A 13,839-nucleotide genomic window follows, 5' to 3' on the forward strand; every position below is an offset into this window, starting at 1 on the left:
ATCTGATGTCGGGTGAGGGTTGAAGGCATCCGGCACAAAGCTCTCGAGCGTTTCTACCTGACCGGCAACCGCAAGGGCTTGGACGCGCAGCTCGCGCCTCGGTTGAGCCGCATGTTCGCGTTTCTCGATGCCGTTCAAACCATCGCCGATCTCAAGGTGCCGCCGAACTATGATGCGCACGAATTGAAGGGAAACCGCGCTGGCACCTGGTCGCTGACCGTAACCAGAAACTGGCGCATGACCTTTCGGGTCACCGAGGATCTCGGCATCGAGGATATGGACCTGGAGGATTATCATGGTGCTTAAGATGCACGCCTCGCACAGTCTCCATCCGGGCGATTGGCTGCGCACGGAGCTGATCGAGCCGCATGGGCTCACTGTCAGCGGCGCGGCGGATAAGCTGGGCGTAACGCGCCAGGCGCTTAGCAGCCTGCTCAACCAGAGGTCAGGCGTCTCGCCCGATATGGCGATTCGTTTTGAAAAACTGTTCGGGTTGAGTGCAGAAACCCTGATCCAGATGCAGGCGAGCTACGATCTCAAGCTGGCGCGCGCCCACGAAAAGGACATCCACGTCCGGCCGCTCGCCGCCTGACGCTCAATAGGCATTCTTGTGCACGATCACGCGAAGCGTCCCCGCCAGGATCGATATGTCGCGCCAGATCGTCCAGCCGCTGAGATATTCGAGATCGGCGTTGAGCCGATCGGCCAGATCCTTGCGCTCCTTGGTCTCGCCGCGGTAGCCGCGCACCTGCGCCAGGCCGGTGAGGCCGGGCTTGAGCGCGTGGCGCACCCAATAGCGCTCGTCCACTTCCCAGAAGAGCTCGTCGCCCGCCAATGAGCCCAGCGCATGCGGGCGGGGCCCGACCAGGCTCATGTCACCGCGCAGGATGTTGAACAGCTGGGGCAGCTCGTCGATGCTGGTCGCGCGGATGAAGCGACCGATACGGGTGACGCGGTCGTCATGCTTGGAGACCGATTTGTTGCCGCTCTTATCGGTGCGGTCGCTGCGCATCGATCGGAATTTGTAGACCAGGAACAGCCGGTTGCCGCGGCCGACGCGCGGCTGAAGGAAGAACACCGGCCCCCGGCTATCAAGCTTGATCGCGATCGCCACCGCCAGCAGCACCGGCGACAGGAAGACCAGCGCCGGGATGGTGATCGCCAGATCGAGGATGCGCTTGGCGGCGCGGCGGCCCATATCGAGCGGCGCGACCGAGACGGCGAGCGTATGCCGGCCGCTCATGCTGCCGATGCCGATTGGGCTGAGCTTGTCGAGTTCGTCCGCCAGGATGTAGCCGTTGACGCTCGAACCCTTGAGCAGCACCGACCAGATGTAGCGCCGCTCGGGCGGGCAGGCGATCACGACGCGATCGACGCCGCGCAGCCGCTTGGCCAGCCGGTTGAGCATGTGCGGATCGCCGGTGTCGGGCCTCAGCTTGTCGCGCACCGTATCCAGCACATGCATGTGCGGCGGTGCATCGCACGCCACCTCGTCACAGATCATCAGATCGTAGACGAGCCGCATTCCCGTGCGCAATTTGATATAGGCGAAGCAGAGGTAACGCGCCGCGGCCAGCGTCAGAAAGGTGGCCGCGATCGCCACGCCGGACGTCATCCGCGACATGTCCGCGCCCACCTTCATGTAGAAAGCGAGGAAGAAGACCGCGAACACCGCGAACACATAGGCCAGGATCGCGCGGGAGAGGCCGGTCTGGACGTCCGACAAGATCTCGCTGGAATAAGCGTCGCTGTTGATCGCGATACCTACGTACAGCGGCAGCACGGCGGCGAAGAGATTGATCCCCACCGGTGAGAGCGGATCGTGAAAGCGGATATAATTGCCGAGCAGGCAGCCACCGAAGATCGCCAGGCAATCGACCACCAGGATCATGAAGCACAGGCGGATGCGCAGCGTTTGCAGCTGCGCGGGGTTCACGCGGTTGCGGTCCCCCCGCTCTCTCTCTGGATCGGTCGTACTGCCGTGCATCACTTCGCTCTACGCCAATTTGGCTGACGAATATGTAGCAAGTGCAAGATATTACAGGAACCCGCCTGCGGCACATCCATAAACCCCCCAGGAACCGCGCGTCGGTAAAGCGACAGCACGCAGCCGCGGCGGTGTCAACGTATCGCGCGGTTGCCAGCGGCGGCGATTCGCGGCAGCGCACGGCGCGATGGGCGAGAAGGAATCACCGCCGGGCGAGCCGCTGCCGAGCCTGATCCAGCGGCTGCACCTCCCGCGCGGTGTGGCGCTGCGCGCTATCGGCGCGGCCTTGCTTGCCGTGCTGGCGCTGGTGGCGATCGTCACCGGGCTGCTGGGGCGGCAGGCGCGGCGGCAGGCGGTGGCGCTGGGTGAGGTGGTGGCGGCGCGCGCCGCGATGCGCGATGCCGATCGGCGCGCGGCAGGACTGTTCGCGGATCCGCCGCTGGGCGACGAACTGGCGGCGGTGGCCGCGCATCTGCCCCCGGAGACCAGGCTCGCCTCGGCGGCGCGGGACGAGGCGGGCGCGCTGATCATCGCGATCGACAGCGCCGATCCCGATGCGCTACGCCAGACGCTGCGCGCCGATCCCTGGTTCGCCGCCTTTCAGGAGCGCGGCCAGAATATCGGCGAAGGCGGCGCGATCCGCGTCACCTTCCGGCGGACGCGCTGACGATGCGCGCCGGCCAGGCGATCGGGCTGCTGTTTCTGCCGCTGCTCGGCTTCGCGGCGTTCGAGAATGTGCGCGGGCTGCGATCGGCGCGGACCGAGCGCGCGATTGCCGTCGCGGCAGCGCGGCCGACTTCGGTCGTGGCGGCGGAGGGTGTGGCGATCCCGGCGGCGGACCGTGGCGCGGCGGAGCGGGCGCTGATCAAATTGCTCGGCGATCGCGCCGCGGCGCTGGGTGTGCGGCTGGCGACGGGAATCGTCGGCGCGGGCGTCCAGGGTCACAGCGTCGCGAGTGAGCTGGTCGTGACCGGCGGAGAGGCTGCGGTGCTGCGCTTCGCAACCGCGATCGAGGCCGGCCTCCCGACCGCGCGGCTCAGCCGCTGGACGCTTACCCCCGTGCCTGAAGGCCTGCGCCTCGAAGGCCGCGCCGTCGCCTTCTGGCAATCGGGCAAGCCCGCGCCATCGCCGAATGCGATCGCCGTGGCCGCGCCGGGCGCTGCTTTGTCACCACCGACCGGCCTCTTCGCTCCCGCCACATCGGCGAAGGTCCACGGCGGCTTCCCGGCCGAGCTGATCGGCATCGTCGGCCGCATCGCGGTCGATCCGCAGGCGATGCTGCGGCTGGCCAACGGCAGCACGCGCACGGTGGCGGTGGGCGAGACAGTGGAAGGGTGGAAGCTGGTCGAGATCAGCGCCGATCGCGTGCGCTTCCGGCGGGGGGTGGAGGAGAAGACGTTGGTTTTGCCAACTGCGAGCGAATGATCCTCCCCGGCACGGGGAGGTGGCGGCCGTAAGGCTGACGGAGGGGGCTATCAACCGGCGCCGCGCCTAATGGTGAGCCCCCTCCACCATCCTGCGGATGGTCCCCCTCCCCGTGCCGGGGAGGATTAGTAGATCCCCTCAAGCTCCACCGGCAGCCGCGCCCTCGGCGGCTCGAGCAACAGGCTGCTGTGATCGCTCAGCCCATATTCCGCGCCGCGCAGCCGCAGATATTTGCCATCCGCCGCGGTCGAAACCTCCGCAGCGGTGCGCAGGATCGTCGGGCGCAGGAACACGAACAGGGTCCGCTTGGTCTGCTCCAGCTTGCGATCCTTGAACAGATTGCCGACCAGAGGCAGATCGCCCAGCACGGGCACCTGGCTCTTGGTGTCCATACGGTCGTCCGAGATCAGCCCGCCGAGCACGATCGTCTGGCCATCATCGGCCAGCACCGTGGTCTGGATCGCGCGGCGGTTGGTGACGAGATCGGCCGCGCCCGTCACCGCGCCCGCGATCGAGGACACTTCCTGCGACACATCCAGCCGGATCGTATCGCCCTCATGCACGCGCGGGATGATCTTGAGCGTCAGGCCGACGTCCTGCCGTTCGATCGTCGTGAACGGCGTTGTCGTGCTGCCCGCGACGGTGGTGTAGCTGCCCGTCTTGAATGGTACGTTCTGGCCGACGATGATCTGCGCGGGCTGGTTGTCGAGCGTGGTGATGCTCGGCGTCGAGAGCAAATTCGCCTTGGTCGAGCTCGCCAGCGCCTGGATCAGGATCTGGAAATCATGGCCGCCGATCGCGCCGGTGATGCCGCCGTCGGTGGCGAAGGAGGCGACCTTGGCGCCCAGTGCCGACAGCACGCCGGAGAGCGAGGTGCCGTTGGTGCCGAACGAGCTGATCGCGCCGCTGGCATGCGGCAGATCGCCGCCGACCCCGAATTGCACGCCCAGCGACTCGGCGACGTCGCTGTTGACCTCGACGATCGCCGCTTCGATCAGCACCTGCGGGCGGCGCACGTCGAGCTGTTCGATCAGCGGCTGGATCTGCGCGATCGCGGCGGGCGATCCGCGCACGACGATCGCGTTGAGCTCGGTCGAGGCCTGTACCGCGAGATCGGGGGTGGAGAAACCCACCGACGGCCCCGAGCTGCCGGAATTGTTGAGCGGCAGCGTGGCGGAGGCGCCGCCGCTGCCGCTGGTCGATCCCATCGTGCCGCTGCCGCTGGAGCCGATCCCCGAAATGCCGCCCGCCGCGAGCGCCGATGCGCCCGGTGATCCGGTGCCCTGCGTGCCTGTCGCGCCCGCGCCGAAGGCGGTGTCGGAGAGCGTCCGCGCCACCGGATTGGCCGATTGCGTCTGGCCGCCCATCAGCCCGGACAGCACCTGCGTCACCGCTTCGGCATCGGCCTGGCGCAGCCGGAAGACGCGCAGCGTCGGCGTGCCGCCGCCCGGCCGATCGAGCTGGGAAACCATGCGCCGCGCGTCCGCCACCGCCACCGGCGATCCGCGCACGATCAGGCTGTTGCTGCGCTCGTCGATCGCCACGCGCGGGCCGTTCTCGCCCTCGCCATAGAGGCTGCGGATCGCCGCGCCGACGTCCTTGGCGTTGGCGATGCGCAGCTGGATCGTCGCAAAGCCCGCGCCGCCGCCCGAATCGAGGCTCGCCGCCAGCCGCTCGATCCGCGCGATATTGTCGGCATAATCGGTGACGACGATCGCCGGCGGGCTGGTCAGCGGCTCGACGCTGCCGAACTGCGCGACCAGTGGGCGAAAGATCCGCGCCGCCGTCTCGGGCGACACATTGCGCAGGCGGATGAGGCGGGTGGTGACCGGCCCGGCCGCGACGCTGCTCGTCTCGCGCACCGCATCGGCCTGCGGCACGATCCGCCACGCGCGCCCGGCCCTGACCGCGGTGAAGCCGTGGACGCGCAGCACCGACTGGAACAGCTCCCACACGCCATTGGCGCTGAGCGGCGTCGCACTGGTGACGTTGACCGTGCCGCGCACCTGCGGATCGAGGATCAGGGTGCGCCCGGTCAGCCGCGAGATCTGCTCGGCCACCGCCGAAATCTCGACATCATGCATGTTGACGACGATGTCGCCGGCATTGCCTGGTGCTGCAGGGCTCACCGCGGCGGACGGTGCCGTCGGCGCGGGCGCGCCTTGCGCCAGCGCGGGCGTGGCGATCAGCAGCGCGATCAATAGCAGGCGGATCATCGCGTCGGCACCGTCAGCGTCACCGGCTGGCCGTTGCGCATCACTACCATCTGCGCGCTGCCGTTGCTCTGCACCGCCTGCAGCGCGGCGGGATTGGCGATCAGATCGGCGACGGGCTTGTCGGCGATCTTCTGGATGACATCGCCGGGCTGGAGACCGGCGGCGCGGGTGCGCTCGGTCGTCTGGCCGATGTGGAGGCCGTCACCGCCCACGGTCGCTCCCAGCGACGAGAGGAAGGCGGCGGTGCCGGCCAGCGAGGGTGGCTGCGCGGCGGTCGGGTTCGACACCGGGGCGGGGGCCGCGGCGTGGAGGCCGCCGTTGCGATCGGGAAAGCCCAGGCTCTGCCGCCCGCCACTCCCCGAGAGGATGACATGATCGACCGCGATCGATTCGATCGTGCCCGGGCCGATCTGCTGTCCGATGTAAAAGGCTTGAGGCGCCGCTCCGCCGACGGAGATCAACGCGGAAGAGGCCGATTGCGGCACGGCGAGCAGGATACCGCGCAGCACGATGCTCTGATCGGCCGATGCGCTGGCAGCGGGCGCGGCGACGCTGCCGCCGAACGGCGTGAGCGCGATCAAAGGCGCGATGTCGACAGGTTTGGCCGGTCGTGCCGCCACGGGCGCCGCGCCGAACCGCTGGCCGGGATCGCCCGCCAGCCGCCACGTCAGCCCCGCCAGCGCGATGCCGATCGAGATCGCCACGAGCGCGGTGAAGATATCGACGCCGATCCGCGCCTGGCGCGGCGTCATGCGCGCGCGCCCTCGCGGCAGCAAAGCTGCCCCTGCGCGGCCTTGTAACGCTCCACCCCGTCCATCCGGCGCCCCTCGCTCCCCCGCTTTGTCGCTGGCCCACCGAACGAGGGCAAGCCGATTCTCGTTCAGCTCGGCCTCTTTACCATAATGGTTAATAAAAGTCAATAGGAGAAAGCTATCCAGGTTATCCTCCCCCGCTAGGGGGAGGTGGCGCCGAAGGCGTCGGAGGGGGAGGACGGCGGCACATTCATTTGAGGCAATCACGTCCGCCCCCTCCGTCAGCTGCGCTGACACCTCCCCCTGGCGGGGGAGGATGATCAGTGGCCACTCAGCTTGATGTCGGCATCCACGCCCTCGCCGCCGACCTTGCCGTCCTTGCCCAGCGTCGTCAGTTCGAACCCCAAGCCGTCCTCGCCGGGGCTCTTGTAGGTGTAGGGATGGCCCCACGGATCGCTCGGCAATTTGTCGAGATAGCCGCCCGAGGCATAGTTCGCAGGCGCGGGATCGCCGCTCGGCTTGGTGACGAGCGCCTGCAAGCCCTGCTGAGTGGTGGGATAATCGCCATTGTCGAGCCGATACATCTTGAGCGCCGCAGAGATCGATCGCAGGTCGCTCTCCGCCACCGTCACCCGCGCCTGATCGGGCCGGCCGATGATGTTCGGCACGATCAGCGCCGCGATCAGAGCGATGATCGCCAGCACCACGATCATCTCGATCAGGGTGAGACCTGCTTCATCCTCCCCTGCAAGGGGAGGGGGACCATGCGCAGCATGGTGGAGGGGTATCCCGCTATCGATAGGGTGACACCCCTCCGTCATCGCTGACGCGATGCCACCTCCCCTTGCAGGGGAGGATGGCGGGGAACTGCGACGATCTTCGCTTGGCATAGCGGTCATGCGGCCTAGTATAGCCGTCTCCCATGCGAAGGCCATTGCCCCTCAACGACTTCGCGACCGACCGAGGCCCGGCCACCGCCGGCATCTGGTCGATCGATGGCGATGGCCTGAGGCCGATCGAGCGCTTCGATGTCGGCCCGGCGATCGTGTTGGTGCCGAGCGAGGCGGTGTTGCTGCTCACCGCTGATCTGCCCTTGCCCACGCCCCGCCGCCGCTTCGAGGCCTTGCCCTTCGCGATCGAGGATCGGGTCGCGGTGCCGATCGGCAGCGTCCATTGCGCACTGGGCGAGGAGCTTGCGCCGCAACGCCACCTTGCGGGCGTCGTCGATCATGCCGTGATGGCCGCGTGGAGCGCGATGCTCGCCGAGGCCGGTCTCGATCGCGCCGCGCTCGTGCCCGATGCTCTGGCCTTGCCCGTGCCTCCGGAGGGCGCGTGGAGCGTCGATCTCGCTGCGGGCCGCGCGCTGGTGCGCCTGCCCGATGGCACCGGCTTCGCGCTCCCCGCCGCGCATCTCGAATCGGCGTGGGAGACGGCAGGGCGCCCCCGCATAGTGGCCTATGGCGAGCTTCTGCCCTTTGCCGTCGCCGGCGATCCCCTCGAACTCGCCGCCACCCCCCTCGCCGAACGCCTGCTCGCTCCCGCGCTGGACCTGCGTCAGGGCCGCTATGCCCCACCCCGCCGCAGCGCCTCACCCTTGCTCAAGCGCATCGCTATCGTCGCCGCGATCGGGGTCGTCGCGCATGGCGCGATCGCCACCGCCGATACGTTGGCGCTGGATCATATCGCCTCCCAGCGCGCCGCCGAGACGCGCGCGCTGATCGCGCAGGTCGCGCCCACCGCCGTGGTCGGCGAGGATGTCGCCGCCAGCGCCGAGGAACTGCTCCCCACCAGTGGCGCCGGCCCCTCGCAATTCCTGCCCTTGCTCTCCCGCGTCGCCACCGCGCTCAAGCCGCTCGGCGCGCAGATCGTGATGCGCAGCGTCAATTTCGATGCCGCGCAGGGCACGCTCTCGGTCGAGATCGAGGCGGCGGACATCGCCGGCCTCCAGAAGGCGGGCGGCCTGCTCACCTCGAGTGGGCTCAACGCGATGGCCGGCGCGGCGAGCCAGGATCAGGGCAAGGCGGTGGGCGCCTTCCTCATCAAGGGCGCGGCCTGATGCTGGAGCAACTCCGCCCCCAATGGGAGAAAGGCGCGCTGTGGTGGGATGAGCGTTCGGCGCGCGAGCAGCTGATGCTCGGTAGCCTGTTCGCCATCGCGCTCGTCGCGCTGCTGCTCGGCGCAGTGATCCGCCCGCTGGAAAGCGCGCGCGCCCGGGCGGCGGCGGACATCCGCACCTATCAGATGATCGATCTGCGGCTGCGGCAGGGCGGGGTCAGCAGCGGCCAGCGCTCCGGCCCGCCCGCGCAGCAGATCTCGCAGAGCGCGGCGGCGGCGGGGCTGCAGGTCCAGCGGATCGAGCCGCAGGGCGCGCGCACCAACGTGGTGCTGGCCGATGCGCCGTTTGATGCCGTGCTGCGCTTCGTCGCCGATCTCGAAAAGAACAGCGCGCTCCGGGTCAGCGAAGCTCGTATCGAACGCAGCCAGATCGCCGCGGGCATGGTCACCGCGCAATTCCTGGTCGCCGGGGGCGCAGCGGGCTGATGGCGACCGCAGCCCCCGCCCGCGCCCTGCTCCCCTACGGCTTCGCCCGCGTACAGGGCGTGATCGTCGCCGATGGCGAATGCCTCCACCGCGCCGCCACGCCACTGACCGCATTGCTCGAAGCCCAACGCCTCGCCGGCGCCGCGCTCGCCTGGCGCAAGCTGCCCGATGCGGAGTTCGAGAAGGCCCTCCAAGCGCTCTACCGCGATCAGGCAGGGGACAGCGCCGATATCGCCGCCGAGGCGACCGATCTTCACGCGCTCGCCGACAGCGTCGCCGCCACCGAAGATCTGCTCGATACCTCCGACGATTCGCCCGTCATCCGCCTGATCAACGCGCTGCTGCTGGAGGCGGTGAAGGAGCATGCCTCCGACATCCACGTAGAAACGCAGGAGCGCCGGCTGATCGTCCGCTTCCGCGTCGATGGCGTATTGCGCGATGTGGTCGAGCCCAATCGCGCGCTGGCGCCGCTGCTGACCAGCCGGATCAAGGTGATGGCGCGGCTCGATATCGCCGAGAAGCGCGTGCCGCAGGATGGCCGCGTCACGATCCGCGTCGGCGGGCACGAGATCGACATCCGCGTCTCCACCATCCCGACGCAGCATGGCGAGCGCGTGGTAATGCGCCTGCTCGATCGCGGGTCGGTGGAGCTCGACATGGCGACGCTCGGCATGAGCCCGCGCGACCTCACCCTGTTCGAGAAACTGCTTGATCGCCCGCACGGGATGCTGCTCGTCACAGGGCCGACGGGTTCAGGCAAGACGACCTCGCTCTATGCCGCGCTGACCCGGCTCAACGATCGCAAGCGCAACATCATGACGGTCGAGGATCCGATCGAATATGAGCTGGCGGGCATCGCCCAGACCCAGGTCAACCCGCGCACCGATATGAGCTTCGCGCGCGGGCTGCGCGCCATCCTGCGCCAGGATCCGGACGTGATCATGGTCGGCGAGATCCGCGATCAGGAGACTGCCGAGGTCGCGGTGCGCTCCGCGATGACGGGCCATTTCATGCTCTCGACCCTGCACACCAATTCGGCGGTGGGATCGGTTACGCGATTGGTCGACATGGGGGTGGAGCGGTATTTGTTGGCGCCGATGCTGGTCGGGTTGGTCGCGCAGCGGCTGGTGCGGCGGCTGTGTTCGGCGTGTCGGCGCGAGGATGTCGCGGGCGCGCGGGATGCCGCACTGCTGGATGGCGCGATCGCCGAGGGTGAGACGGTGTGGCGCGCGGTAGGCTGTCCGGCCTGCCGGGGCGAAGGCTTCCGGGGTCGGATGGGGATCTACGAGATCGTCGCGGTCGATGGCGCCTTCGAGGCGCTGATCCACGATGGCGCGCCGGAGGCGGCGCTGGTCGCAGCGGCACGCGCGGCGGGGCCGAGCTTGCTCGACGACGGCATCGCCAAAGTGCGCGCCGGGGAGACCACGGTCGAGGAAGTCGCGCGGGTGACGCGGGATGAGGGGGTCTAGTGCGCCTCTTCACTTCTTTTCGTCACCCCGGACTTGTTCCGGGGTCCACTCCACCACGGGCTCCGGAGCTTCAGGATGGGTGGACCCCGGAACAAGTCCGGGGTGACGGTAAGGGGGGAGGCTGATGGCCGCGTTCGTCTACAAAGCCGTCGATACCGCCGGGCGCCCGCAAAAGGGCGTCGTCGAGGCCACCAGCGCGGCGGGTGCGCGCCGCCTGCTGCGCGAACGCGCGCTCCTCCCGGTCTCGGTCGAAGCCAGCACCGCCAAGCCCTCGGCCACCGCCATCCCGCTTCCCTGGCCCCGCCGCCGCATCTCCGCCCGCGCGCTGGCCACCGCCACCCGCCAGCTCGCCACCCTGATCGGCAGCGAGATCGCGGTTGAGGAGGCGCTGCGCCTCGCCGGCGATCAGGCCGAAACCACCCGGATGCGCTCGCTGCTCCTCGAACTGCGCGGCAGCATCCTTGATGGCCGCAGCCTCGCCGCCGCGCTGGCGCTCCACCCCCAGGCCTTCCCCGATTATTATCGCGCCTCGATCGCGGCGGGCGAGCAGAGCGGGCGTTTGGGTGAGGTGATGACCCATCTCGCCGATTTCGTGGAGAACAGGCAGCGGGCGCAGCAGAAGGTGCAGCTTGCCCTGCTCTATCCGGCGCTGCTGGCGGTGGTATCGCTTTCGATCATCGTGCTGATGATGATCTTCGTCGTCCCCGATATCGTCCGCGTGTTCGAAACGCATGGCGCGGACCTGCCCTTTCTTACTCGCCTGCTGATCTTCGCCAGCAATTTCGTCCGCCATTTCGGCTGGGTGCTGCTCGCGCTGATCGTCCTCGGTGGGATCGGCGCGGGCCGCTGGCTCAAGAGCCCCGCCAACCGCCTGACGCTCGATCGCACGCTCGCCACCCGGCGGCCCTTCGCCAAGGTTGTACGCCAGTTCGCGGCGGCGCGCTTTGCGGGGACGCTCGGCCAGCTCGTCGAAAGCTCGGTGCCCTTGGTCGATGCGCTGCAGGCGGCGGCGGCGACCACCTCCAACCTGTATGTCCGCGAACGTGCGATGGCGGTGGCGGCCCGGGTGCGCGAGGGCGGCAGCGTGGCGGGCGCGATGCAGGAGACCGGCGCTTTCCCGGCGATGCTGGTGGCGATCGTCGCGAGCGGCGAGGCGAGCGGGCGGCTCGGGCCGGCAGTGAGCCGCGCAGGGACCGAACTCGATCGTGAGATGGAGGCTTTGACCTCGACGATCGTCGCGCTGGTCGAGCCCGCGGTGCTGTTGTTCATGGGCGGGATCGTGCTGCTGCTGGTGCTTGCGATCCTTCTGCCGATCATCAACCTCAACAATCTGGTCGCGCAGTGACGCCCTATAGCGCGCTATCGATCCGTACCGTGGCGAGCAGCGGCAGCAGCGCTATCCCAACGTGCGTCGGGGTAAGCGTCAGCCGTCCACTGGCGATGCCGCCCTCAATCATCTGGCGGCGTGCCTGGCCGAGCGGTGCGGCGGTGATTCGCGTGGCGTTGCCCGGCTCGGCGAGTGCGCTGATCCTCAGCGGCGGCAGGGGGCTGGTCTCGGCGCTCCCCTTGGCCGCGCAACTGCCGCCGTCGGCGCGGATCGACCCCACCGCCGCCGATGCCGCGCCCGCAATCCGCAGCTTCGGCAGATCGATCTGCAAAGTCGTATCGCAGGCAAAGGGCAGCGATGGGGCGAGCGCGGCGAGCAAGGCGCCGTCGCCGCGCCCCGCAAGCCCTTCGAACGCATATCCGCCGCTGATCCGTGTGGCGCTGCCCGCGATATCGGTGCCCGTGCCGGTCAGCCGCACGTCGGCGGCATATGCGAAGCTTGCCAGACTGCGCCACGGCGCCCAGCGCCATTGGATGCGATACGCCCCGTCGATCACCGCCTCCCCGCTCCACACCGTTCCCGCCACGGCAAAGCGGGGCGAGGGGGTGAGCGCGAAGCGCGCGGGCCAGCTGGCGATCAGCGCCACCAGATATGCGAGGACGCCGATGGCGATGAACACAGCGCTGCGGCGCGTGACGATGGGCGCGCGCTGAGATGCGGCCGGATCGGCGGCAGCTGCTGTTAGCTCTGCGCTCAGCCCTCGCGGCATCGCTCGCCCCTTCGTCCTTGGCCAAAGCGGCGAAGAGCCTGCCGCCCGTCGCCCTGCTCCTGCCGTTGAGCGGCGTCCACGCCGCGCTCGGGCGCAGCATGGCGCGCGCGGCGGGGCTGGCGCAAGGGCTTGAGAAGAAAGCGCTGATCATCCTCGATACCGGCGGCACGCCCGAAGGCGCGGGCGCTGCGGCGCGGCAGGCGCTGAAGCAGGGCGCGGGGATCGTCTTCGGTCCCTTGCTTTCGGCGGAGGCGGGCGCGGTGCTGGCGGCGGTGGGCACCCGCGTGCCGGTGGTGAGCTTCAGCAACGATCCGGCGCTGCTCGACAGCGGCCTGTTCTTGCTCGGCATCACCGCCGATCAGGCGGTGGCGCCCTTGCTCCGCTATGCGCGCGGACGCGGCGTCCGGCGCGTGGCGCTGGCGGTGGGCAGCGATTCCTGGAGCGCGCAGATCGCGGCGGCGGCGACGCGGGTGGCGGCGGCGGAGGGGCTGGAGCTGCAGCGCGGGCCGGGCAGCCAGCCCGATGCCCTGCTGGTCGGCACGATCGCCGAGGGCGCGCAGCAGGGGCCGGCGGCGCGGGCGGCCGGTGTGCAGTTGCTCGGCGCCTTCTCCGGCATCAACGGATCGCAGGAGCCACTGGCGGCGATCGAGGGCGCGTGGCTGTCCGCGCCCGATCCCACCCGCTTCGCCGATTTCGCCGCGCGCTTCGAAGCGCAGGTCGGCGCGCCGCCGGGCGTGATCGCGGGCCTTGCGTACGATGCGGCGGGAATAGCGGTGGCGTTGCGCAAGAGCGGCGGCGAGGATCGATCCGCCTTGCTCAGTCCCACGGGCTTTCCCGGCGTCTGCGGCGCGGTGCGCTTCCGCGAAAACGGCAGCGCCGATCGCGCTATGGCTATCCTGGCGGTGGAGCAGGGCCGTTTCCGCGTCATTGTGGGTGGCGCTTCGGCTTAGGGTGGCTACAGCGCCGACTTGCGCTTAGCGAAACACACCCAGCGCAACCGCCGTGCCCAAAGCCAGGGCCGCAACAGCGACGATAATAGCGATGCGGCGGGTTTTGGGCGGCATGGTCGATTCCCCTCTTGGTTTTGCTTGCTAGCTGTCACGCAGTCACAAAACCTACAGAAGAGGGGGCTAGGTACAAGCCCGGACGATACGCGCATTAACGACCATGCTTAGCTGACATGGTTAACGGCTCGCCGCAGCAGAGGGGCATTTTGCCGCGACAGTCGCTGCCGATACGCCATTCCGGCGCCGGAAAAGTGTGCGGAATCAACGGGTGGGGCACCTTGCATGAGCGATCCTTGCGCCTGGGAACTTTTTCGTAATTGGTGCAACGAATTGAAAAGCTTTGTTA

The 13,839-nt window shown here is 68.8% G+C and carries 14 protein-coding genes; 9 read left to right on the forward strand and 5 right to left on the reverse strand.

From position 1 onward, the window contains the following. The first annotated feature begins 12 nt into the window (after positions 1-12). Positions 13-306, forward strand: a complete 294-nt coding sequence (locus FHS31_RS06665; protein ID WP_167072609.1) for a type II toxin-antitoxin system RelE/ParE family toxin — start codon at positions 13-15, stop codon at positions 304-306. Continuing rightward, a complete protein-coding gene (locus FHS31_RS06670; protein WP_167072610.1) occupies positions 296-592 on the forward strand; it encodes a HigA family addiction module antitoxin in 297 nt (98 codons plus the stop codon). Before FHS31_RS06665 ends, FHS31_RS06670 begins: the two co-directional genes overlap by 11 nt. A 3-nt stretch (positions 593-595) precedes the next feature. On the opposite strand, the gene FHS31_RS06675 is transcribed toward FHS31_RS06670, so the two are convergent. Then, a complete protein-coding gene (locus FHS31_RS06675) occupies positions 596-1,987 on the reverse strand; it encodes an exopolysaccharide biosynthesis polyprenyl glycosylphosphotransferase (RefSeq protein WP_167072611.1) in 1,392 nt (463 codons plus the stop codon). Between the two features lie 187 nt (positions 1,988-2,174). Here FHS31_RS06675 and FHS31_RS06680 point away from each other — a divergent pair, with 187 nt between their 5' ends. Further along, positions 2,175-2,654 (forward strand): hypothetical protein, encoded by a 480-nt coding sequence (locus FHS31_RS06680; protein ID WP_167072612.1) that lies wholly within the window; start codon positions 2,175-2,177, stop codon positions 2,652-2,654. Positions 2,655-2,656: 2 nt separating this feature from the next. After that, the gene (locus FHS31_RS06685) at positions 2,657-3,412 is read left to right on the forward strand and encodes a hypothetical protein (protein ID WP_167072613.1); all 756 of its coding nucleotides are present in this window, start codon (positions 2,657-2,659) and stop codon (positions 3,410-3,412) included. Between the two features lie 125 nt (positions 3,413-3,537). On the opposite strand, the gene gspD is transcribed toward FHS31_RS06685, so the two are convergent. The 3 genes from gspD to gspG all read right to left on the reverse strand — a co-directional run bounded on the left by gspD (position 3,538) and on the right by gspG (position 7,201). Then, complete coding sequence (gene gspD / locus FHS31_RS06690) at positions 3,538-5,628, reverse strand: type II secretion system secretin GspD (RefSeq protein ID WP_167072614.1); 2,091 nt, start codon at positions 5,626-5,628, stop codon at positions 3,538-3,540. Beyond that, on the reverse strand, positions 5,625-6,380 hold the full coding sequence (locus FHS31_RS06695) for a type II secretion system protein N (RefSeq protein WP_167072615.1): 756 nt from the start codon (positions 6,378-6,380) through the stop codon (positions 5,625-5,627). Before FHS31_RS06695 ends, gspD begins: the two co-directional genes overlap by 4 nt. A 320-nt stretch (positions 6,381-6,700) precedes the next feature. Beyond that, positions 6,701-7,201 (reverse strand): type II secretion system major pseudopilin GspG, encoded by a 501-nt coding sequence (gspG, locus tag FHS31_RS06700; RefSeq protein ID WP_167072616.1) that lies wholly within the window; start codon positions 7,199-7,201, stop codon positions 6,701-6,703. A 113-nt stretch (positions 7,202-7,314) separates the two neighbouring features. Here gspG and gspL point away from each other — a divergent pair, with 113 nt between their 5' ends. The 4 genes from gspL to FHS31_RS06720 all read left to right on the forward strand — a co-directional run bounded on the left by gspL (position 7,315) and on the right by FHS31_RS06720 (position 11,735). Further along, positions 7,315-8,436, forward strand: a complete 1,122-nt coding sequence (gspL, locus tag FHS31_RS06705; protein ID WP_167072617.1) for a type II secretion system protein GspL — start codon at positions 7,315-7,317, stop codon at positions 8,434-8,436. Further along, positions 8,436-8,921 (forward strand): type II secretion system protein GspM, encoded by a 486-nt coding sequence (gene gspM / locus FHS31_RS06710; protein ID WP_167072618.1) that lies wholly within the window; start codon positions 8,436-8,438, stop codon positions 8,919-8,921. Before gspL ends, gspM begins: the two co-directional genes overlap by 1 nt. After that, positions 8,921-10,390: a type II secretion system ATPase GspE gene (gspE, locus tag FHS31_RS06715; RefSeq protein ID WP_167072619.1), complete on the forward strand. Its 1,470-nt coding sequence runs from the start codon at positions 8,921-8,923 to the stop codon at positions 10,388-10,390. Before gspM ends, gspE begins: the two co-directional genes overlap by 1 nt. Before the next feature lie 124 nt (positions 10,391-10,514). After that, entirely contained in the window at positions 10,515-11,735 is a 1,221-nt protein-coding gene (locus tag FHS31_RS06720; RefSeq protein WP_167072620.1) for a type II secretion system F family protein, read from the forward strand. A gap of 4 nt (positions 11,736-11,739) precedes the next feature. Here FHS31_RS06720 and FHS31_RS06725 read toward each other — a convergent pair whose 3' ends face one another. Then, positions 11,740-12,486 (reverse strand): hypothetical protein, encoded by a 747-nt coding sequence (locus tag FHS31_RS06725; RefSeq protein WP_167072599.1) that lies wholly within the window; start codon positions 12,484-12,486, stop codon positions 11,740-11,742. Between the two features lie 17 nt (positions 12,487-12,503). Between FHS31_RS06725 and FHS31_RS06730 the strand changes: the two genes are divergently transcribed. Next, positions 12,504-13,436, forward strand: coding sequence for an ABC transporter substrate-binding protein (locus tag FHS31_RS06730; protein ID WP_243843325.1), 933 nt, complete (start codon positions 12,504-12,506; stop codon positions 13,434-13,436). Positions 13,437-13,839 lie beyond the last annotated feature (403 nt).

This window comes from Sphingomonas vulcanisoli (assembly GCF_011761305.1).
In the GTDB taxonomy this organism is placed as follows: domain Bacteria; phylum Pseudomonadota; class Alphaproteobacteria; order Sphingomonadales; family Sphingomonadaceae; genus Sphingomonas_I; species Sphingomonas_I vulcanisoli.